Source organism: Microbacterium sp. STRO-2N, from assembly GCF_057747775.1.
This window is the reverse complement of the sequence record NZ_CM173223.1, coordinates 633,756-654,327: the sequence shown is the minus strand read 5'-3', so window position 1 is coordinate 654,327 and position 20,572 is coordinate 633,756. Positions and strand designations below refer to the sequence as shown.

Sequence of the window (20,572 nt, the reverse complement as noted above, 5' to 3'; positions counted from 1 at the left end):
CTACATCTCTTCGTGGGTGAGCGGGTCGCCGCCCCACAGCCGGCCGCGCTCGAGAGCGCTGATCGCGTGGAGCTGATCGTCGGTCAGAGTGAACCCGAAGACGTCGGCGTTCTCGCGCTGACGATCGGCGTCGGCCGACTTCGGGATGGGCGTGCTGCCGAGCTGCGTGTGCCACCGCAGCACGATCTGCGTGGGCGTGGCGTCGTACACGGCCGCGAGCTCGACGAGGATCTGCTCGGTGAGCAGCTCGCTGCGCTTGGCGAGCGGGCTCCAGCTCTCGGTGCGGATGTCGTGCTGCGCGTGGAACATGCGCAGCGGCTCCTGCGGGAAGTAAGGATGCAGCTCGACCTGGTTCACCGCGGGTGCGACGCCGGTCTCTTCGATGAGCTCGGTGATCATGTCCTCGGTGAAGTTCGACACACCTATCGAGCGCACGAGTCCCTGGTCCCGCGCCTCGATCATGCCGCGCCAGGTGTCGACGTACCGGCCGACGCTCGGGTTGGGCCAGTGGATCAGGTGAAGGTCGATGCGGTCGAGGCCCAGCATGTCGAGGGACCCCTTGATGCTGTCGATCGCCTGGTCACGGCCGTGGTGGCGGCCGGGGATCTTGGAGGCGACGAGGATGTCGTCCCGCGGCACGCCGCTGCGGCGCACGGCCTCGCCGACCTCGCGCTCGTTCTCGTAGTTCACGGCGGTGTCGAGCAGCCGGTATCCGGAGTCGATCGCGGCGACCATCGCCTCGATCCCCTCCTCGCCGCGCAGGTCGTACGTTCCGAGGCCCAGCTCGGGGAACCATGTGTCGTCGTTGAGCTTCACGGTGGGGATCGGGGTCATGGTTCCATCCTGGTGCAGCCGGCCGACGTGGGGCCCGGGTGCCGTCACGTCTCGCGCTGATCGCCGATCGTGCCCTCGGTCGCCGCACGTTCGTCGGCCGCGGCACTGTCGATGCGGTCGTCGTCGAGGTCGGTGTCGAGCGGGTGGTCGTCGTCACCCATCACGGTCTCGTCGGTGTCGAGCACCTCGTCGGCGACGGCGTCGTCGTCATCGCCTGTCGGCGGCACGATGGGCGGCATGGGGTTGTTCGACATGGTGTCCTCCGTTCGGTCACCGCGAACGTAAGGCGTCCGGCGGCGACCGGCACGGGGGTTGCGCAGAGCGGATCGGAGCGTTAGCCGCTCGTGGAGGCTCCGCCGGCGAGTGATCGGATCCGCTCACGTGGGCCCGGGATGCCGCGTTCGACGGGCGACCACGTCCCATCGCCCGCGCGCACGTCGTACCGGGCGAACGCGCAAGGGATGCCGTTCGCTGTCATGAGGTCTGCGGAGTCCATGAGCTGGAAGTGCAGGTGCGGCGACGTCGAGTTGCCGGTGTGCCCGACCCGACCGATGACCTCGCCCACCGCGACGCGGTCCCCGGCGCGCACGCGTATGCTGCCGGGGACGAGGTGCGCGAAGCCGGCGTGGACGCCGCCTGTCCGCAGGATGACGTGGTTGCCGAGGATCGCGGGGATCTTCCCGGGGTGGAACGTGAAGCCGTTCCAGATCATGCGCGCCGCCTCGCGGAAGGGGTTGATCCAGCGCCGCTCGGGCATGCCGTCCGATGCGGCGACGACCTCGCCGTCGAACGGCGCATGCACGTCTGCGCCCAGCGCGTAGCAGCCGGCCGTGCGGCCGCCGATCGTCGAGGCGACGAGGGTCGACGCGGGGTGCACGCGAAGGCCCGGCCGGTCGTCGACCTTCACGAAGTCGAACGCGTAGCGCTGGCCGAGGACGTCGACGCCGTGGCTCGGCACCCGGGCGGCCGGCGTCGTGACCGCCACCCAGCCGGCGCCCCGCAGCGGGAACTCCACCACGACCGGATCGTCGAGCTCACCCATCGGTCAGCCTTCCCAGCGTCGCCGCACCCAGTCCAGCGTGACGATGGCCTGGTCGCGCTGGAAGGTCCGCAAGGTCGGCATGCGCGGCGGGTCGGGCCGCAGGGACGCTTCGAGGAACATGCCGCCGAGCGCCGCCAGCACGTTGGTCGCGGCATCGCGAGGCATGCCGTCGAACACGTCGCAGGTGATGAGCGCTTCGACGTTCGCCGAGGGGTCGTAGTACAGCACGTTGATCAGCAGCGTCAGCGCATCGAACCACCCGGCGCCACGCGCGGCCCACGGCCAGTCGACAAGCACGACGGTTCCGTCCGGACGCAGCAGGATGTTGTCGGCGCGCGTGTCGAAGTGGACGAGCCGATCGCCCCGGACGTCCGCGACGGCCTGGGCCGCTGCATCCGTCAGCTCGTGATGGCGCGTGCGCACCCACGCGTCGAGTCCGCCCGGCAGTGCCGGGATCGCATCGGGGTCGAGAGCCCGCCATCGCGCCAGGGTGTCTCGGGCGACCGCATCCGCGAGGTCGACCACGGGGACGTCGGCGGGCAGGTCGACCGCGGCCACCTGCTGCAGTGCATCGAAGACGGCCGCCAGTTCGCGAGCCCGCCAGGGCGTCGACGGATGCCGCGCCTCGACGTCTTCGAGCACCAGGGCGATCCACTCCCCGTCGTCGACCACTCCGATCAGGGCGGGTGCGGGGACGGCGGCCGGCAGCCGGGCCGTGATCGCACCCTCGCGGCGATGGATCGTCGGAGTATCGGAGTTGACGGCGGGGCTGGCGGCCTTGACGAACGCCCGCCGCCCGTCCGTGGTGACGACGCGATCGGCCGAGCCCGGCGAGTACCCGCCCGCCTGCGACACCGCCCCGACGACCGGACTGCCCAGGACCTCCCCGATGCGGTCTCGCACTGCCGCGGGGAGGTCGTGCCACCCGAGGCGCGTCATCGCGCGGAGTCCCACGGGTCCCCGGCGATCGATCCGGCTGCCGCGCCCACGAGCGCCTCCGCCGCGCGCGCCATGCGCGGTGCGAAGCGGGAGGTGTCGGCGCCACGCGCCAGCGACTGCGCGTTCAGCCCGTCGATGAGCCCGATGAGCTCCCACGCGACCTCGGCAGGTTCGAGGGTCGCGAAGACGCCGGCTCGGCATCCGTCGATCACGATCCCTTCCACGAGGCCCTGCCAGCGCTCCATCTGCGCCCGCACCGCGGCGGCGAGCGGGTCGCTGCGCCGCGCCATCGCCCAGCCCTCGACCCACACCACGGTCAGGTCGTCGCGCGCGCCGTCCATGAGCGTGCTGATGAGGGCGCCCAGCTGGGCGGCAGGTCCCCCGACGGATGCCACGACGCGCTCGACGTCGCGGACCTCGGCGTCGACGAGGTCGGTGTAGACGCGCGCGACGAGATCGTCCATCGACGGCTGGTAGTGGGCGACGAGAGCGGGGGCGACGCCCGCGCGGTCTGCGACCGCGCGCAAGGTCAGCGCACTGAGCCCGTTCTCCCGGGCGAGTGCGGTCGCGGCCGCGACGATCTCGGCGGCGCGCTCGGCCGGTGCCATTCGGGTGCGCGGACGCGAAGCGGTGCTTGACATGACTTCGCCAGTGTAGGTACGTTCGCTTATTGATCGCAAGGTCAATAAGAGAACGGCGCAGCAGAGGAGCGACAATGTCCTGGAGGATGCCGCACGAGGGCGACCCTCACGAGCGCACGTGGATGGCCTTCCCCACCGAAGGCCCCACGCTCGGCGACGACCCTGCCGAGCAGGAGCGCTTCTACGCGGCGTGGAGCGCGGTCGCCAACGCGATCGTCGAGTTCGAGCCGGTCACCATGGTCATCGACCCTTCCCAGATCGACCGTGCCCGTCGCACGCTCGCGTCCGGGATCGAGCTGGTCGAGGCGCCGGTCGACGAGTTCTGGTTCCGCGACCACGGCCCGACGTTCGTGGTCGACGACGAGCGCCCCGGCGTGCTCGGCGCGGTCGACTGGGTCTTCAACGGCTGGGGCGCGCCGGACTGGGCGGAGTGGCGCAAGTCCGCCGCGCACGCGCGGCTCGTCGCCGACCTCGTGGGCGCCGAGGTGGTCAGCTCCCTCCTCGTGAACGAGGGCGGCGGCATCCACGTCGACGGCGAAGGAACGGTGCTGCTCACCGAGACCGTGCAGCTCGACCCGCGCCGAAACCCGTTCGCCGACAAGGAGCGCGTCGAGGCCGAGATGCTCCGCACGATCGGCGCGTCGAAGGCGGTCTGGCTCCCCCGCGGCTTGACCCGGGACTACGACGATCTGGGCACGAACGGCCATGTCGACATCGTCGCCACCATCGCGACCCCGGGCCGCCTGCTCCTGCACGCGCAGCAGAACCCCGAACACCCCGACTTCGAGGTGACGCGCGCGCTGCGCGAGTTCCTCGCCGGGCAGACGGATGCCGCGGGCCGCCGCTTCGAGATCATCGACCTGCCCGCGCCCGAGGCGCTCCGCGACGACGAGGGGTTCGTCGACTACAGCTACGTCAACCACCTGCCCGTCAACGGCGGCATCATCGCGTGCGGGTTCGGCGAGGAGCGCGCGGACGCACGTGCACGCGAGATCCTCGAGGCCGCCTACCCCGGGCGCCGCGCCGTGACGATCGACGCGCGACAGATCTTCGCCGGCGGTGGCGGCATCCACTGCATCACCCAGCAGCAGCCGGCGGTGGCGCGATGAGCGCGCGCCGCTTTCCCGTCGTGGAGAAGTCGATCGCCGAGCTCCGCGCGGCACTCGAGTCCGGGGCCGTGACCGCCGTCGAGCTGGTGGACGCGTATTCGGCCCGGATCGATGCGTACGACGCGCCGGGAACGCGGACGGCGCTCAACTCGGTGGTCGTGCGCAATCCCGACGCGCGGGCCGAGGCCGAGGCATCCGATCGCCGTCGCGCCGAGGGGCGCGCGCGGGGCCCTCTCGACGGCATCCCCTACACGGCCAAGGACTCGTTCATGGCGCGCGGTCTCACCGTCGCCGCGGGGTCGCCGGCGTTCGCCGACCTCGTCGCCCAGCGCGATGCGTTCTCGATCGAGCGGCTGCGCGAGGCGGGCTGCGTCCTCCTCGGCCTGACGAACATGCCGCCGATGGCGAACGGCGGCATGCAGCGCGGCGTGTACGGCCGAGCCGAGAGTCCGTACAACGCCGGCTACCTCACGTCGGCCTTCGGCTCGGGATCCTCCAACGGCTCGGGAACCGCCACCGCGGCATCCTTCGCGGCGTTCGGCCTCGGCGAGGAGACCTGGTCGAGCGGCCGCGCTCCGGCGTCGAACAACGGCCTGTGCGCGTACACGCCGTCACGCGGGGTGATCTCGGTGCGCGGCAACTGGCCGCTCGTGCCGACCATGGACGTCGTCGTCCCGCACACGCGCACGATGGCCGACCTGCTCGAGATCCTCGACGTGCTCGTCGCCGACGACCCCGAGACGCGCGGCGACTTCTGGCGCGCGCAGCCCTGGATCGAGATCCCGGATGCCTCGGCCACGCGCCCCGCTTCATTTCCGGCGCTGGCCTCGCACGACACCGACGGCGCACGTGCCACCCTTGCCGGCCGCCGCTTCGGGGTGCCGCGCATGTACATCGGCGCCGACGCGGATGCCGGGACCAACCCGGACGGCGGCATCGGGGGCCCGACCGGGACGCGCATCGAGACGCGCGGCTCGGTACTCGACCTCTGGCGAGCTGCCCGCCGCGACCTCGAGGCTGCGGGAGCCGAGGTGATCGAGGTCGACTTCCCCGTCGTGACGAACTATGAGGGCGATCGTCCCGGCGCGCCGACCATCAAGACGCGCGGGCTCGTGACCCGGGAGTTCCTGCGGCGGGAGATCGTCGACCTGTCGGCGTGGGCGTGGGACGACTTCCTGCGCGCCAACGGCGATCCCGCCCTCGACGGGCTGGCCGATGTCGACGGGGCGGCGATCTTCCCCCACCCCGATGGCGCGCTGCCCGACCGGTACACCGGCTTCGACGACGACATCGCCACGTATCCCGCGCAGGTGCGCGAGCACCCGTACGCCTCCTTCACCGACATCCCCGAGCTCGAAGGCGGCGTGCACGGGCTCGAGGAGACGCGACGCCTCGATCTGGACGAATGGATGTCCCGGCTCGGACTCGACGCGGTCGTCTTCCCCGCGGTGGCCGATGTGGGTCCGGCGGACGCCGACGTGAACGAGGAGTCCGCGGTGGAGGCATGGCGCAACGGCGTGTGGGTCGCGAACGGCAACCTGGCGATCCGGCACCTCGGCATCCCGACCGTCACCGTGCCGATGGGAACGATGGCCGACATCGCCATGCCGGTCGGCCTGACCATCGCCGGGCGCGCATACTCCGACGCGGACCTCCTCGCGTGGGGCTCGGCGTTCGAGGCGCTGCGGCCACGCCGCACTCCCCCGCCCCGCACGCCCGAGCTGGACTGAGCGGGTCCTCAGCGAACGCTGGAGCGCAGATCCTCGCCGGGGTCGTCGATCGCGTCGAGGGCGCCGTCCTCCGTCTCGCCCGGCTCCTCACCGGGCGCATCAGGCGCGGCTTCGGACGCGCCGTCGTCGGTGTGGAGCGAGGGCGGCGCCGCCGCGTACGCGTCTGAGAGCTCGCGGTACGGCTTCGAGACGAACGCGAGCAGCACCACGAGCAGCAGCAGCAGGCTCGCGCCGACGAACGCCAGGGCGATGCCTCGGGCCTCGCCCTCGCCCAGCAGCCACCCGAGCGAGTCCTGCCCGGCCTGCGAGTCCATGAACGGGATCAGCCAGAACTGCGCGAGCGGACCGACGAGGAACGCCGAGATCGGCGCCGCCGCCGACTCCACGCTCGCGGCGAATCCGAACACGCGGCCCTGCTTCTCGTAGGGCACGACGCGCTGCACGATCGTCTGCTCGGATGCCTCGGCGATCGGCATCAGGCACATGAAGACGAGGATGCCCACGGCGTAGAGCCACCAGACCTCGCGGATGGCGAACGTCATTCCGAGCAGGGCGATGCCGATGTTCACGAGCAGCATCGTGCGCACCGGGTTCCTGCCGAGACCGAACTTCGCGACGAGCCCGCCACCGATGATGAACCCGAAGCTGGTGATGCCCAGGATGATGCCCCACATCTCGACCGAGAAGAGGGTCAGACCGTAGGGATCCATGAGCGCCATGAAGACGCCGCCGACGAGGTTGTTGAACGTCGAGAAGAGGATGAGCGCGAGCAGTCCCGGCACCACCATGACCGCCGGGATCACCTCGCGGAAGCCGAAGCCCTTGGGCGCCTCGCCCTCCACGTGCGCGACGCCGCGCTCGGGGATCGGGACGAACAGCAGGTGGATGAGCGCGATCGCGGTCGCCGCGATCGCGATCACCACGGTCCAGCCCATGCCGAGGAGGCCGACGGACAGTCCCGAGAAGACGCTCGTCACCATGAACGCGATGCCGTGCACGGTGCCCACGAGGCCGTTCGCCTTGTCGCGGCGATCCGCCGGCACCAGCAGGGTCACCGTCGTCGACAGCGCGATGTTGCGCATGTTCTCGACCACTCCGCCGATGAGGATCACGCCCGCGAACACCCAGAACCACGGCCCGCCCCAGTTCACGAGCACGCTCTCGGGGAACGCCAGGTACAGCGCCCCGGCCATCAGATACGTCGACAGTGTCACGACGCTCGAGAGCACCATGACGGCCTTCTTCTTCATGTGGTCGACGATCGCGCCGAAGACGACGCCCAGCAGCGCGACCAGGAGCATGTACGACCCGCCGATGATGGCGGTCGCGAGCACCGACCGCGTCTCGAGATACGCCCAGAACGTCAGCGCCCACCAGAGGTAGCTCGACGTGACGTTGGCGACGGCGGTGTTGACGAGCACCTGGTGGAAGGCGCGCAGCGTGCGCGCGTCAGGGCGGTACTGGACGGCCTCGTCGGCCGAGGTCGGAGCGCCCTGAGCGGGCGACGAGTGGCTCATGGACTTCCTTCTGCGTGTGGGGTCGACGACCGTGCGGTGGCGAGGGGTAGGCTCGATGTGGACACCGTTCACATCGATGTTCACACCGTACACACTCGCCGGGGGTGACGCAATGACCAGCGCGGTTCGCACCTATCATCACGGGGACCTCCGACGTGCCCTCATCGAGGTGGGCCTGGGACTCGCCCGCACCGGCGGTCCGTCGGCCGTGACTCTCCGCGAAGCGACCCGCGCCGCCGGCGTATCGCCCAATGCCGCCTACCGGCACTTCGCCGACCGCGAAGACCTCGTGCGCGCCGTCGCACGCGAAGCGCAGCTCGCTCTCGCGCGGGCGATCGGCGAGCGCGTCGCCGCCGCACCCCCAGGCCTCTCCGACGCCGACGCCGCGATCGAGCGGCTGCGCCGCGTGGGGCTCGGGTACATCGACTTCGCGCGCGCGGAGCGCGGCTGGTTCGAGACGGCGTTCTTCACGCAGGACGCGAACGCCAGCGAGGGCATCGTCACGCTGGACGACGAGATCGTCGCGCCGTTCCAGGTGCTCATGGACACGCTCGACGCGATGGTCGAGGCCGGGGCGCTCGCGAGCGAGCGCCGCCCGTACGCGGAGTGGGCATGCTGGTCGGCCGTCCACGGCTTCGCCGAGATCGCCGTGCACGGCCCGGTGCGGTGGCAGCCGGCATCCGTCATCGACGCGCTCGCCGCCGCCGTCGTGGAATCGGCGATCACCGGCGTGCGCGGCGCACCGGCCGCCGCGCCGGCCGGACGAACCGCGTGATCGCGCTGCGGGCTCGCCCTCGCGAGGGACGCCCCTAGACTGCACGCATGAAACCCGACGCCGCGGCGCGGCCGAGCGCGCTGCGACGGGCGCTGTGGTGGGCGACGGACTACGCCTACGCGGCTCGACGCCAGCTCGCGGTGCTGTCCCTCCCGTGGGCGATCGGCGCCCGGCGGCCGACGCCGCCGTCCTGGCACCGCGGCGACGCGAGCCTGCCCGAGGTGTTCCTGCTGCCCGGCGTGTACGAACACTGGACCTTCCTTCGTCCGCTGGGCGACGCCCTCGCCGCGGCCGGTCACCGCGTGCGCGTCGTGCACGGGCTCGGCGTCAACCGCCGGAGCATCCCCGCGACCGCGGCGAGGCTGGTGCGCCTGCTCGGCGAGACCCCCGCGCCGGCGGCAGGACGCGTGCTCGTCGCGCACAGCAAGGGCGGGCTCATCGGCAAGCACGCGCTCATCACCTCGGGCGCCGCCGTCGAGGCAGCCGCAGAGGCGGCGGCGGGCGGCGATCCCGCGGATGCCGCCGCCACCGCGACACCTCCCTCCGGCGGTCGTGCGTCGGGACTCCTCGGCCTCGTCGCCGTGGCGACGCCGTTCGGCGGCTCGCGGCTCGCACGCCTGTTCATCGTGCCGAGCATCCGCGCGTTCGTGCCCGACGACGAGATCATCGTGATGCTCGGGCGCGAGACGTCGGTCAACGGCCGGATCGTGTCGGTGTTCGGACCGTGGGACCCTCACATCCCCGAGGGCAGCGCCCTCGAAGGGGCGACGAACGTCCTGGTGCCCACGGCCGGGCACTTCCGCGTGCTCGGCCCGTCCGCGACCCACCGCGCGGTGATCGACGGCGTCGCGCTGCTGTCCCGCAGCGACGGATCCTGAGCCTGGAGGGGCGGACGGATGCCGCGGCCTGGCCAGACCGGACGCTACGACGGGTCCGGCCGCCAGACCAGGGTGTGACCGGTCGCGTCGAACGCCTCGTTGCCGGCCAGCTTGCCCGTCGTGGTGGATTCGAGCACGAAGCCGAGCGCCTCGTAGAACGCCAGCGCACCGTTGCCGTCGAGCATCTCGAGGTGGACGGGGCCGCCGGAGCGCGCGGTGAAATGCTCGACGAGCGCTCGCCCGACGCCTCTGCGGTACAGCTCGGGGTCGACGTAGATCCAGGTGATCTCGCCACCCTCGTGCCCCACCGAGCCGGCGATGAACCCGGCGACGCGACCGTCGAGTTCGGCCACCCACACCTCGTCGTCGAAGAGTCCCTCGTTCTCATACGTGGCCGCGAGATCGAGGTACGCGTCCAGCAGACCCGCGCCGCGCAGCTCGTCGAGTCGTGCCGCATCGTGGATGCGGCAGATGTCGTCCCAGTCGCGCGGCTCGTACGGACGGATGTCGGTGGCCATGCGCCTCATTCTGCCGGGCCGGCGCCCCTCCACGCCGCGAGGATCTCGACGTGGCGGAGGAGGAACGCCCGCTCGTCCAGTCGCTTGCGCCGCAGCCACCCCGTGACTTCGTCGTTGCTCTTGCTGGCGTTGCACGAGCGGCACGCCGGAACGACGTTCTCGAACGTGTAGCGGCCTCCGCGCGAGATCGGCAGGACGCAGTCCTTCTGGAACGGCCCGGCCGCCGCGCCGCAGTACGCGCACGCGGCCCACGCCTCGACGAGCGCCTCCCACTCGTCGACCGTGAGGTCGTTGTCGGCGGCGGCGACGCGTCGCGCCCGCCGGCGTGCGGCGCGCGCGCGCCGGGTCTGACTCACGGGCATGACGACAACCTAGAGCCCGGGACCGGCAGCGGCGCGTCGGCACGCCCGGGTTCAGAGCTTGCCGCGGTCCACCCAGCGGGTGTGCGACTTGAGGGCATGCAGCACCGCGAGGCGGACGGCCGCGTACACGAGGCCGAACGCGATCGCCGCGAACAGCGCGTAGACGAGGATGACGACGAACCAGCCGTTGAAGCCCATGAACATGAGCTCACCCTACGGAGCGGCGAGAGGCGACGGGACGCTCCCGCCCCGGCTGTGGATGGTCGCGCGCCGACGACTCACCCCGTAACGTGCACGCGGCCGGCGCTAGCGTGGTGTCATGACTGCGCCCGTCGATGCCACCGCCACGCCCGCCTGGGCGGAGCTCGTCGCACACCGCGACGGCTTCGCCCCCGACCTCCGCGAGTGGTTCTCGATCGACCCGCGCCGGGCCGAGCGGCTGTCGTTCCCGCTGGCCGACCTGCACGTCGACCTCTCGAAGAACCTGATCACCGATGAGATCCTCGCGTCTCTCGTTCGCCTGGCCGAGCAGACCGGCGTCGCGGAGCGCTACGCCGCCATGATCTCGGGCGAGCACATCAACACCACCGAGGACCGCGCCGTGCTCCACACCGCGCTGCGCCGCCCGGCTGCCGCCGAACCGGCCCTCGTCGTCGACGGGCAGGACATCGACGACGACGTGCAGGCGGTGCTGTCGGCGATGAGCGCGTTCGCCGACCGGGTGCGCTCGGGCGAGTGGACGGGCGTGACGGGCAAGAATGTCACTCACATCGTCAACATCGGGATCGGCGGCTCCGATCTCGGCCCGGTGATGGTGTCGGCCGCGCTCGAACCGTACTCGACCGCAGGGATCGAGGCCCGCTTCGTCTCGAACATCGACCCCACCGACATCGCACAGAAGACGAAGGGCCTGGACCCCGAGACGACGCTTTTCATCGTGGCGTCCAAGACGTTCACGACGCTCGAGACCCTGACGAACGCACGCCTCGCCCGTGAGTGGCTGTGGTCGGGCCTACAGTCCGCCGGCGCGATCGACGACACGGATGCGCAGAGGACGGATGCCGTCGCCCACCACTTCGTCGCCGTCTCGACGGCGATCGACAAGGTCGCGGCCTTCGGCATCGACCCCGTGAACGCGTTCGGGTTCTGGGACTGGGTGGGGGGCCGCTACTCGGTGGACTCCGCGATCGGCCTGTCGGTCATGATCGAGCTCGGCCCGGACGTCTTCCGCGAGCTCCTCGCGGGATTCCACGCCGTCGACGAGCACGTGCGCATGACGCCTCTAGAGCGCAACGTCCCGGTGCTCATGGGCCTCCTCAACATCTGGTACTCCAACCTCCTCGGCGCGCAGTCGCACGCCGTGCTGCCGTACGCGCAGCAGCTGGACCGCTTTCCCGCGTACCTGCAGCAGCTGACCATGGAGTCCAACGGCAAGTCCGTCCGCTGGGACGGCTCGCCCGTGACGACCGACACCGGCGAGGTGTTCTGGGGCGAGCCGGGCACGAACGGCCAGCACGCGTTCTACCAGCTCATCCACCAGGGCACGCGCCTGATCCCGGCCGACTTCATCGCGTTCGCGAACCCGGCCTATCCGCTGCGCGACGGCGAGACCGACGTCCACGGCCTGTTCCTGTCCAACTTCCTCGCGCAGACGAAGGCGCTGGCCTTCGGCAAGACCGCGTCGGAGGTCGAGGCCGAGGGCACCACCGGGCCCCTCGTGGCGGCGCGCACGTTCGCCGGCAACAAGCCGACCACCTCGATCTTCGGACCGGCGCTCACCCCTGCGGTGCTCGGCCAGCTCATCGCGCTGTACGAGCACATCACCTTCACGCAGGGCGTCGTGTGGGGCGTCAACTCGTTCGACCAGTGGGGTGTCGAGCTCGGCAAGCAGCTCGCGCTGCAGATCGCACCGGCGGTCGAGGGGGACCCCGACGCGATCGGCGCGCAGGATGCCTCGACCCGGGCTCTCCTCGCGTACTACTCCGCACATCGGCGGGTCTGACGGCAGTCGGCGGATGCCGTCACCTGGCGCTCACGCCGGGTGACGGCATCCGTCGTCTTCGGCGTGCGCCGCCGCGCATCGAAGGCTTCTCGCACGAACCGCGTACACGGTTCTGCCAGGGAGGACGGAGGTTTCGTCCAGAAGAGCCGCGCAGACTCGGTGTGCCTTGTGCCGCGCCCGACCCGAGGGCGCGCTGCGCCGCCGCCGTGCGCGCAGGGCGCGCTGACGTGCGCGCGAACACCCGAAGGAACGCAACCCCTATGCAGGACTCCCCCCAGATCGCCCCCACTCGCCGCGCCCAGCGCACTCGTCGCGCCCGCCGCCGCTTCGCCCCGCTCGTCGCCGCAGGAGCGGTCGCCGTGACGATCGCGACGACCGGTTTCGTCGTCGCCACGCCGAGCGTCGCTGCCGCCGTCGAGCCCGCGCTCTCGCCCGCGTCGGTCGCGTCACTGGCCGCCGAGGCCATCATGGCCGAGCCGATCGACGATGCGACCTCGACGGCACGCACCACGCTCGCGCAGGCGCGCATCGCGCTGGCCGAGGCCGAGGCGGTGACAGCCGCCGTGACCGACTCCGGTCTCGACCTCGGCCCCGAGCCGACCGAGATCCACACGCGCGACCTGCGCGACGCCGTCGAGCGGCTCGCCGACCTCGACGTCATCCCGCTCATGCTCGCCCCCGAAGCGACCGCTGAGGTCGCGACAGCAGCGAAGAAGGTCGCGGCGAGCGCGGCCGACGTGCGCGAGCGGCTCAACGCCGGACTCACCCAGCGCGCTGCCGAGACCGCGGCGGCCGTCGCCGCCGCCGAGGCCGCAGCGCAGGCGCAGGCGCAGCGCGAGGCCGAGGCAGCCGCAGCAGCCGCCGCAGCCGCAGCCGCCAACACGCCCGAAGGAGCCAAGGCCACCGCGCGCCAGCTCGCGGCGGCCGACCACGGCTGGGGCGACGGCCAGTTCTCCTGCCTCGAGTCGCTGTGGACGAAGGAATCGGATTGGGATTACCAGGCGTACAACCCGTCGAGCGGTGCCACCGGCATCCCGCAGTCGCTTCCCGGCGACAAGATGGCAAGCGCCGGCGCCGACTGGCAGACCAATGCCACGACGCAGATCCGCTGGGGCCTCGACTACATCGCCCGCGCCTACGGCACGCCGTGCGCCGCGTGGGGCCACTCGCAGGCGACGAACTGGTACTGATCGACGGATGCCTCGGCCCGGCGTGCGAACGGCGGCCGAGGCATCCGCGTTACTGAGCAGCCGGGTCGGGCGCGAGCTGCCAGGCGGTGACCTCCACCGTCGACCCCTCGACGATGTCGAGATCGATCGGCCAGGAACCGCGCTGCATCCCGTGTGTCGGCGCGGCATGGACGGTCGTCGTGACGAGGCCGCTGTGCGTCGAGGCGGCGTCCCAGCCCAGGTACGTGATCGCATACCCGCCGGGCGGCACCTCGATGCGCTGCGGACCGGGGTCCTGAGCCATGAAGGAGCTCGAGTGCTCGATCGAGACCGCGAGCAGATGGCCGTTCTGATCCCCGAACGCGACGTCGGGGTAGCCTTCGATGACGCACGGCGAGGTCGAGAAGTTCATCAACGTGATGGGCATCCCTCGGTGCCCGGTCGCCGCATCGGGCTCCCCCTTGAGAATCGTCGCTTTGTCGGCGGTGCACCACTGCGCGTCCAGTTCCGCTGAGCCCGCAGCTGCCGAAGGCACCGGATCGCCCTGCGCGTCGGGGTCGGGCGGCGACCCATGGCCGGTGCCGGCCTGCTCCTGCCACGCCGCTTCCGCCCGTGCGGCGATGTCGGCGCGCGACGCCTCCTCGCCGGCGACGCCGATCACGATGACCGCTGCCACCGCGACGGCGGCGGCTCCGATGAGCCACGCGCGACCGACGGGGCGGGTCGCGTCGCCCCGCGCCGGGCGGGCCGCCAGGAGTCCCGGCATCCACCCGACCACGAGTCCCCACAGGGCGCCTGCGGCCGCCGTCGCACCCGGCTCGCCGACCACGATCCCGCGCAGTCCGTAGTCGAGCAGCGGGTCCCACGAGGCAGCGACGTCCATCGCGAGGCCGACGGTCGCGCCCGCGGCGACGGCTGCGAACCACACGCCGACGACGGATGCCCCGGCCCCGCGTGCGGCCAGCGTCGAGTACAGCGCGTGGCAGGCCGCGACGGCTATCGCTCCCACGACCACGGCGACCGCGGGTAACGCATCCGGCCAGATCCACAAACCGGCAGGGACGACATCCGGGACGACGATGGCGGCCTGTCCGAGTCCTCCGCGGATCTGCCGGAGCGTGCCGTCGATACCGGCGATCACGAGCCAGAGCGTGCCCGCGACGACACTCGAGGCGATGAGGCGGGGGCGGCTGATGCTCATCGATCCATCCTGGCGGATGGGCCGCGGCTCAGTCGACGTGCGCGGAAAGCGGGCCGTAGAGGCGCGCGACATCGTGGGAGCCGAGCCACCCGTCGAACGTGTCGGCCTGCGGCCAGCCCTCGGGCGAGTCCTGCCACGCCTCGCGGCGCCCATAGGGCAGCAGGTCGATCAGCGGGAACGTGTGCGCGAGCTGTTCGGTGCCGCGGCCATCCGTGTGCCACGTGCGGTAGACCGTGTCGCCGTCGCGCAGGAAGACGTTGACCGCGAAGCCGCCACCCTCGGGCGCATCCATGTCTTCGCCGAAGGGGCTGCCGGCGGTCGAGTACCACTCCATCCGGTTGCCGGTGCGCTCCTTGTACTCGAGCGCCTCGTCGATGGGGCCCTGCGTGACGATCACGAAGCGTGCGTCGTACGGCTCGAGGAACTCCAGGCGGGTGAACTGCGACGTGAACCCGGTGCACCCGGGGCAGTGCCATTCCTTCCCCTCGAACCACATGTGGTGGTACGTGATGAGCTGCGACCTTCCCTCGAAGATCTCCGCGAGGCGGAGGGGACCGTCCTTGCCGACGAGCGTGTACTCCGGCAGCTCGACCATCGGAAGCCGCCTGCGCTGCGCGGCGATGGCATCGAGCTCGCGTGTCGCCGCCTTCTCGCGCACGCGCAGGGCGTCGAGCTCACGCCGCCACTCGGAGGCGTCGACGACGGGCGGGAGTGCGTTCTTGGTCGTGGTCCCCATGAGGTCCTCCGGATCTGCGGCGATATGTTCACACTGTACACATCGCGACGGGAAGGTCAAGGGAGCCGCCACGGACCGAATCACAAAAAGATAACGGCAAACCCTTGCCGTCGTTACCTGGCCGTTATAGAGTGCATGCACGGTAGTTGTTTTGCTGTGGCAGCTACCGGCATGTGATTGCAGGACACTCTTGGTGCAAGGGACAAGGGCCGGTCGGTAAGCCTCTCCGACCGGCCCTTACTCTTGCCGTCACGTCACGCGGCCGTCCCCCGGACGCGACACGCGGAACCAGCGGTACCCGTACGGTGCGACCTCGAGCTCCACCGACCCGCCGTCGGTCAGGTCGATCCGGTGCGCTCCGAGCAGATCGACGAGCGCCGCCCCCTCCGGCTCGTCATCGACCTCGAACCGCACGAGCGCAGGAACGTCGGCGAAGTTGTGCACCGCCACCATCCGCCCCACATCGGCGCGAAGCGAGTGGACCAGCACCCGCGACCCCTCCTCCGAGAGCACCTCGAACTCGCCCCACCCGAGCTCGGGCGAGATGCGGTAGCGCGAGATGAGGTCGCGGAAGAAGTGCAGCAGGGATCCGCGCTCCTCGATCTGATCCGCCACGTTGACGTGCTCCGGCGCATATCCGTCCGACGGTGGCTTCGACACGAGACGCGAGGGCGGGGCATCCGAGAACCCGCCGTTACGGTCGGCCGACCACTGCATGGGCGTACGCACGGCCTGGCGCCCCGGAATCTCGGCGTTCTCGCCCATGCCGATCTCCTCTCCGTAGAAGAGCACCGGCGTTCCGGGGAGGGTGAACAGCATGCTGTACGCCATGCGGATGCGGCGCGGGTCGCCCTGCAGCATCGTCGGGAGGCGACGCACGATGCCGCGCCCGAACACGCGCTGCCGCTCATCGGGGGCGAGCGCCTCGAACACCTCCTGCCGTTCGTCTTCGCTGAGCTGGTCGAGCGTGAGCTCGTCGTGGTTGCGCAGGAAGTTGGCCCACTGAGACTCGATCGGCAGCTTCGGCCGCTTCGTCAGCGCCTCGATCAACGGCGTCGGATCCTGGCGCACCAGCGACAGGTACAGTCGCTGCATCGCGAGGAAATCGAACTGCATGGTCAGTTCCTGGCCATCGTCGTTCGCCCCGAAGTACGCGACCTGCTGCTCGTACGGAAGATTGACCTCCCCGAGCAGCACCGCCTCGCTCGACCGCCGCTGCATGAACCGCCGGACGTCGCGCAGGAAGTCGTGCGGGTTCGCCATCTCGGCGCCCTCCGGCACCTCGAGCAGGAACGGCACCGCGTCCACGCGGAAGCCCGCGACCCCCACCTGCAGCCAGAACCCGATCGTCCGCGCGATCTCGTCGCGCACCACCGGGTTCGCGATGTTGAGGTCGGGCTGGTGCTCGTAGAAGCTGTGAAGGTACCACTGCCCCGACTTCTCGTCCTTCGTCCAGATTCCGTCGGCCTCTCCCGGGAACACGGTGTTCTTCTGCCCCTTGGGCGGTGGGTCGTCGCGCCACACGTAGAAGTCGCGGTACGGCGAGTTCACGCTCCGCTTCGCGGCGACGAACCACGGATGCCGATCCGACGTGTGATTGACGACCAGGTCGACGATCACACGCATGCCTCGGTCGTTCGCCGTGCGCACCATCTCGACGAAGGCGCCGTGGTTGCCGAGCCGTGGGTCGATGCCGTAGAAGTCGGTGACGTCGTAGCCGTCGTCGCGATCGGGCGAAGGGTAGAAGGGCATCAGCCACAGGCACGTCACGCCGAGCTGCGCGAGGTAGTCGATGCGCGCCGCGAGGCCCTGCAGGTCGCCCACGCCGTCGCCGTTCGAGTCGAGGTACGTCTCGACGTCGAGGCAGTAGACGACGGCCGACTTCCACCACAGGTCACTGGTGTCGGTGATCCTCATGGGGTCCGAGTGTGCCGTGCGAGCGTGCGGGGCGACAGCCCCTTCCGCCGCGGCATGCGATCCGCTAGCCGCGCGGGCGTGCTGTGCTGCACGGCTGGGCCCACGCGCCCGGAGGCTCCGGGCGACGCGTCAGCGGCGCCTTGAGGGGGCGTGGGGACCGTCTCACACCCCGCCGCCGCCTCCTCCGCCGCCACCGCCGCCGGCCGAGCCGCCGCCTGACGAGCCGCCCGACGTGGACGACGACGAGGCCGTCGACGACGACAGGTTCGAGATGCCCGCCGAGAAGACCGCGGCGTTGAACCCCGAGCCACCGGAGTACCAGCCCGGGGAGTCGCCGTCGCCGTAGAGCACGGCGAGCTCGCGCGCCCACTCCTTCTCCTGGCCGAACACGACGGCATACGGCAGCAGCGCCTCGTAGAGCTTGAGCTTCACGCGCGGATCCGACACGTCGACGGGAACGCGCTCGGCTCCCTGCGGTGACTGCAGCATGCGGATGCGGTCGGCCTCGGCCCACTCGATGAACTGCTTGAGCCCCGCGAGGTGGTCACGCACCTCCGCGCCTGCGGCGGTGAGGGGCTTGCGTGCGACGAGCCCCACCACGACGAACACCGTCACGACCGACACGAAGATGAGCGCGATCGGGATCAGGGGCGCCACGAATGCGGCCAGCGCTCCGAACCCGAGGAGGAAGACCAGGACGGCCGACAGGATCGCGAGGAGCAGCGGCCACAGGCGCGCCTTGCCCGGAACGGGCCGGCGCAGTCCGCGCGTCACGAGCTCCTGGTTCGCGGCCTTGAGGATCTTCTGCGCGGCCGCCGAGAACCGGGTGTCGGAGCGGCCGAACTCGAATTCCTCGCCCGGCGAGCCGATCGGGAAGAGTCCTTCCAGCAGCATCCGTCCGTCGCCGTCGGCGCGCGCGGGGTCCACGAGCACGGCCTTCAGCTTCACCCCGCCGAACAGCTTGCGGTGGCCCTCTTCGATGCGGATGCTTCCGGTCACGGCCTGCTCGAGCACCTCGGCCGGGATCGCCTTCGTCGGCAGGCCCAGCAGCACCGCGCTCTCCAGCGCGTCGATCTCGCGCGGCGGCGTGTACTCGGCGATGATGACGGGGCGGCCCGGCTCGTCGCGGAGGTACCTGCGGCGCGAGACGCCCGCGAGAGTCACGGCACCGCCGAGGCCGAGCAGCGCGACCGCGCCCTGCAGCCAGCCCCACGGCGACGCCAGATACGTCGAGTCGAACTCGGTGAACGTGTCGGCCTCGAAGCCGATCGCGATCGTCAGGGTCTGGTACGGCTCGAGCGGTCCGGCGGAGGCCTCGACCGCGCCGCCCACGTCGGCGATCGTGCAATCCTGCGATGTCGAGTCCTGGTAGCCGGCGTAGCAGGCCTGTTCTCCGGTGCGTGCCCGCTCGAGCTCCGACGGCATCGTCACGCGCGCCGTCACGCGCCCGAACGACTGCGGCCAGACGGTGCCGTTGACGTCCCAGTAGAACTCGTCGGAGTCGGTGTCGGTGAAGAACCGCGTGACGTTCTCGAGCGTGTACGTGAAGACGTAGGTCTGCCGCCCGTGCACGTACTCGTCGGCGCGCGAAGTCATCATGTACGCGCCGTCGTCGGTCTCGACCTCGGCGTTGCGCGGCGCGCCGTCCTCGTCGGTGATCGAGACCAGCTCGGGGTTCAGCGGCGCACCCTGGTACGAGTCGGGCACCGTACGGCGCATGCCGCGGTTCTGGTCGTACTCCGGGAACACCGCCACGAACGTCTCGACGACGGTCACGGTGCTCGTGCCCTCATCCGTGCGTCCGAGCTGATACTCGACGTCGAGGCTCTCGAACGCGAAGTCCTCGACATCGGCGTGCGCCGGTGTCGCGCCGAAGCCCACTCCCGTGATCAGGAGCCCGCCGAGCAGCGCCACCAGAACCCGCGTCGCCGCGGAGCGGATCCGCCCGCGCGACCGGGCGATCGCAGAAGTCGCCATGCGGTCAGCCTAGGGGTGCCCGTTCACCGTAATCTTGTCGCTATGACCGATCGTCGTCTCGCCATCGACACGTGGGAGAGCCTGTTCCGCGCGCAGCACGAGATCTTCGGCGACATCAACGAGGACTTCCACGACGACATCCTCAGCCAAGCCGAGTACGACGTGCTCCTCACCGTCACGCGCGGCGACGACATGACCGCGCGCCTGCGCGACGTCACGGCGAACATGCTGATCAGCCAGCCGAGCGTCTCGCGGCTCGTCGACCGCATGGTCGCGCGTGGCCTCATCACGAAGTGCGCGGATCCCGACGACGGCCGCGGGTCGCTCGTGAGGGCGACGGAGGCCGGAGCCGGCCTGTTCCGCCGCATCGCGAGCGCGCACGGCAGGGCCATCGCCGAGCGGATGTCGGTGCTCGACGACCACGAGCTGGCTCAGCTCCGTGAGCTCACCGCGAAGCTCCGCAAGAAGCAGCCCGGCTGCTGAGGCGTCGGGATGCCTGCGCGGGCGCCCCGACCGGTCCCCGGTCGCGGCATCCGTCGTCACCAGCGGTTGTGCTGACCCGTGTTTTCGGGTCATTCGATCCTAGGGCGCCGTAGGGTGGGCGCCATGCATACGCCTACGCCGGCGCGGCTGCAGGTCGTCGCCGGACCGATGTTCGCCGGCAAGTCCGAAGAGCTCCTGCGCCGTGTGCGTCGCGCACGCATCGCCGGCCTGTCGGTCGACGTCATCAGCCATGCACTCGACGACCGAAGGGGCGCGGGGCAGGTGAGCTCGCACTCGGGGCTCAGCGTCGAGTCGCAGTCGGTGGCCGACGTCGATGAGCTGGTGTCGCACGTGCGGGATCGGGGGCTCGACCTCGTCGCGGTCGACGAGGCGCAGTTCTTCGGTGCGGGGCTCGTCCCTGCCGTGGGCGCACTCGTCGCCGGAGGGCTGAACGTCATCGTCGCAGGCCTGTGCGTCACGTTCGACGGCCGCCCGTTCGAGCCGATGCCATCGCTCATGGCCATGGCCGAGGACGTGCTCAAACTCACGGCCGTGTGCGCGGTGTGCGGAGCGGATGCCGCATTCCATCAGCGTCTCGCTGCAGGAGCCGCCGGCGACCCGAACGTCCCGACACGCGAGCAGGTCGGCGGCATCGAGTCGTACCAGGCGCGCTGCCGCCGTCATTTCACGGGCGACCGGGCGTCCGCCGCATGAACGACGGATGCCCCGTCCCCTGAGGGAC

The 20,572-nt window shown here is 70.8% G+C and carries 21 protein-coding genes; 8 read left to right on the top strand and 13 right to left on the bottom strand.

Translation table 11 applies throughout. The features are described from left to right. From AC3ANN_RS02750 to AC3ANN_RS02730, 5 genes are all read right to left on the bottom strand, one after another. Nucleotides 1–834, bottom strand: coding sequence for an aldo/keto reductase (locus AC3ANN_RS02750; protein WP_488339488.1), 834 nt, complete (start codon nucleotides 832–834; stop codon nucleotides 1–3). Between the two features lie 44 nt (nucleotides 835–878). Next, nucleotides 879–1,088: a hypothetical protein gene (locus AC3ANN_RS02745; RefSeq protein WP_488339487.1), complete on the bottom strand. Its 210-nt coding sequence runs from the start codon at nucleotides 1,086–1,088 to the stop codon at nucleotides 879–881. A gap of 80 nt (nucleotides 1,089–1,168) precedes the next feature. Next, nucleotides 1,169–1,876, bottom strand: coding sequence for a M23 family metallopeptidase (locus tag AC3ANN_RS02740; RefSeq protein ID WP_488339486.1), 708 nt, complete (start codon nucleotides 1,874–1,876; stop codon nucleotides 1,169–1,171). A gap of 3 nt (nucleotides 1,877–1,879) precedes the next feature. Next, the gene (locus AC3ANN_RS02735; protein ID WP_488339485.1) at nucleotides 1,880–2,815 is read right to left on the bottom strand and encodes a phosphotransferase; all 936 of its coding nucleotides are present in this window, start codon (nucleotides 2,813–2,815) and stop codon (nucleotides 1,880–1,882) included. Then, nucleotides 2,812–3,456 (bottom strand): TetR/AcrR family transcriptional regulator, encoded by a 645-nt coding sequence (locus tag AC3ANN_RS02730; RefSeq protein WP_488339484.1) that lies wholly within the window; start codon nucleotides 3,454–3,456, stop codon nucleotides 2,812–2,814. The genes AC3ANN_RS02735 and AC3ANN_RS02730 overlap by 4 nt, the downstream gene beginning before the upstream one ends. A 74-nt stretch (nucleotides 3,457–3,530) precedes the next feature. Between AC3ANN_RS02730 and AC3ANN_RS02725 the strand changes: the two genes are divergently transcribed. Together AC3ANN_RS02725 and AC3ANN_RS02720 are read left to right on the top strand one after the other, a co-directional pair. After that, nucleotides 3,531–4,565 (top strand): agmatine deiminase family protein, encoded by a 1,035-nt coding sequence (locus AC3ANN_RS02725; protein ID WP_488339483.1) that lies wholly within the window; start codon nucleotides 3,531–3,533, stop codon nucleotides 4,563–4,565. Next, nucleotides 4,562–6,295, top strand: a complete 1,734-nt coding sequence (locus AC3ANN_RS02720; protein WP_488339482.1) for an amidase — start codon at nucleotides 4,562–4,564, stop codon at nucleotides 6,293–6,295. Before AC3ANN_RS02725 ends, AC3ANN_RS02720 begins: the two co-directional genes overlap by 4 nt. Nucleotides 6,296–6,303: 8 nt before the next feature. On the opposite strand, the gene AC3ANN_RS02715 is transcribed toward AC3ANN_RS02720, so the two are convergent. Then, nucleotides 6,304–7,812, bottom strand: a complete 1,509-nt coding sequence (locus tag AC3ANN_RS02715; RefSeq protein ID WP_488339481.1) for an MFS transporter — start codon at nucleotides 7,810–7,812, stop codon at nucleotides 6,304–6,306. Between the two features lie 112 nt (nucleotides 7,813–7,924). On the opposite strand from AC3ANN_RS02715, the gene AC3ANN_RS02710 reads away from it, so the two are divergent. After that, complete coding sequence (locus tag AC3ANN_RS02710) at nucleotides 7,925–8,587, top strand: TetR/AcrR family transcriptional regulator (protein ID WP_488339480.1); 663 nt, start codon at nucleotides 7,925–7,927, stop codon at nucleotides 8,585–8,587. A 47-nt stretch (nucleotides 8,588–8,634) separates the two neighbouring features. Then, complete coding sequence (locus AC3ANN_RS02705) at nucleotides 8,635–9,465, top strand: esterase/lipase family protein (RefSeq protein WP_488339479.1); 831 nt, start codon at nucleotides 8,635–8,637, stop codon at nucleotides 9,463–9,465. A 44-nt stretch (nucleotides 9,466–9,509) separates the two neighbouring features. Here AC3ANN_RS02705 and AC3ANN_RS02700 read toward each other — a convergent pair whose 3' ends face one another. The 3 genes from AC3ANN_RS02700 to AC3ANN_RS02690 are packed head-to-tail and all read right to left on the bottom strand — an operon-like array spanning nucleotide 9,510 to nucleotide 10,549. After that, nucleotides 9,510–9,983: a GNAT family N-acetyltransferase gene (locus AC3ANN_RS02700; protein WP_488339478.1), complete on the bottom strand. Its 474-nt coding sequence runs from the start codon at nucleotides 9,981–9,983 to the stop codon at nucleotides 9,510–9,512. 5 nt (nucleotides 9,984–9,988) lie between these two features. Then, nucleotides 9,989–10,345 carry an HNH endonuclease gene (locus AC3ANN_RS02695; RefSeq protein ID WP_488339477.1) on the bottom strand — a complete coding sequence of 119 codons (357 nt, stop codon included), beginning with the start codon at nucleotides 10,343–10,345 and terminating at the stop codon, nucleotides 9,989–9,991. Nucleotides 10,346–10,396: 51 nt separating this feature from the next. Beyond that, a complete protein-coding gene (locus AC3ANN_RS02690) occupies nucleotides 10,397–10,549 on the bottom strand; it encodes a hypothetical protein (RefSeq protein ID WP_488339476.1) in 153 nt (50 codons plus the stop codon). 115 nt (nucleotides 10,550–10,664) lie between these two features. Here AC3ANN_RS02690 and pgi point away from each other — a divergent pair, with 115 nt between their 5' ends. Both pgi and AC3ANN_RS02680 read left to right on the top strand, forming a co-directional pair. Beyond that, complete coding sequence (gene pgi / locus AC3ANN_RS02685) at nucleotides 10,665–12,347, top strand: glucose-6-phosphate isomerase (protein WP_488339475.1); 1,683 nt, start codon at nucleotides 10,665–10,667, stop codon at nucleotides 12,345–12,347. 260 nt (nucleotides 12,348–12,607) lie between these two features. Continuing rightward, nucleotides 12,608–13,537, top strand: coding sequence for an aggregation-promoting factor C-terminal-like domain-containing protein (locus tag AC3ANN_RS02680; protein WP_488339474.1), 930 nt, complete (start codon nucleotides 12,608–12,610; stop codon nucleotides 13,535–13,537). 49 nt (nucleotides 13,538–13,586) lie between these two features. Here AC3ANN_RS02680 and AC3ANN_RS02675 read toward each other — a convergent pair whose 3' ends face one another. From AC3ANN_RS02675 to AC3ANN_RS02660, 4 genes are all read right to left on the bottom strand, one after another. Then, entirely contained in the window at nucleotides 13,587–14,717 is a 1,131-nt protein-coding gene (locus AC3ANN_RS02675; protein WP_488339473.1) for a DUF4232 domain-containing protein, read from the bottom strand. A gap of 28 nt (nucleotides 14,718–14,745) precedes the next feature. Continuing rightward, nucleotides 14,746–15,453, bottom strand: a complete 708-nt coding sequence (locus AC3ANN_RS02670) for a DUF899 domain-containing protein (protein WP_488339472.1) — start codon at nucleotides 15,451–15,453, stop codon at nucleotides 14,746–14,748. 249 nt (nucleotides 15,454–15,702) lie between these two features. Beyond that, nucleotides 15,703–17,370: an alpha-amylase family protein gene (locus tag AC3ANN_RS02665; RefSeq protein ID WP_488339471.1), complete on the bottom strand. Its 1,668-nt coding sequence runs from the start codon at nucleotides 17,368–17,370 to the stop codon at nucleotides 15,703–15,705. A 162-nt stretch (nucleotides 17,371–17,532) separates the two neighbouring features. Beyond that, complete coding sequence (locus tag AC3ANN_RS02660) at nucleotides 17,533–19,347, bottom strand: DUF2207 domain-containing protein (protein ID WP_488339470.1); 1,815 nt, start codon at nucleotides 19,345–19,347, stop codon at nucleotides 17,533–17,535. A 42-nt stretch (nucleotides 19,348–19,389) separates the two neighbouring features. On the opposite strand from AC3ANN_RS02660, the gene AC3ANN_RS02655 reads away from it, so the two are divergent. Continuing rightward, the gene (locus tag AC3ANN_RS02655) at nucleotides 19,390–19,830 is read left to right on the top strand and encodes a MarR family winged helix-turn-helix transcriptional regulator (protein ID WP_488339469.1); all 441 of its coding nucleotides are present in this window, start codon (nucleotides 19,390–19,392) and stop codon (nucleotides 19,828–19,830) included. A 123-nt stretch (nucleotides 19,831–19,953) separates the two neighbouring features. Continuing rightward, on the top strand, nucleotides 19,954–20,544 hold the full coding sequence (locus tag AC3ANN_RS02650; protein WP_488339468.1) for a thymidine kinase: 591 nt from the start codon (nucleotides 19,954–19,956) through the stop codon (nucleotides 20,542–20,544). Nucleotides 20,545–20,572: the final 28 nt, after the last annotated feature.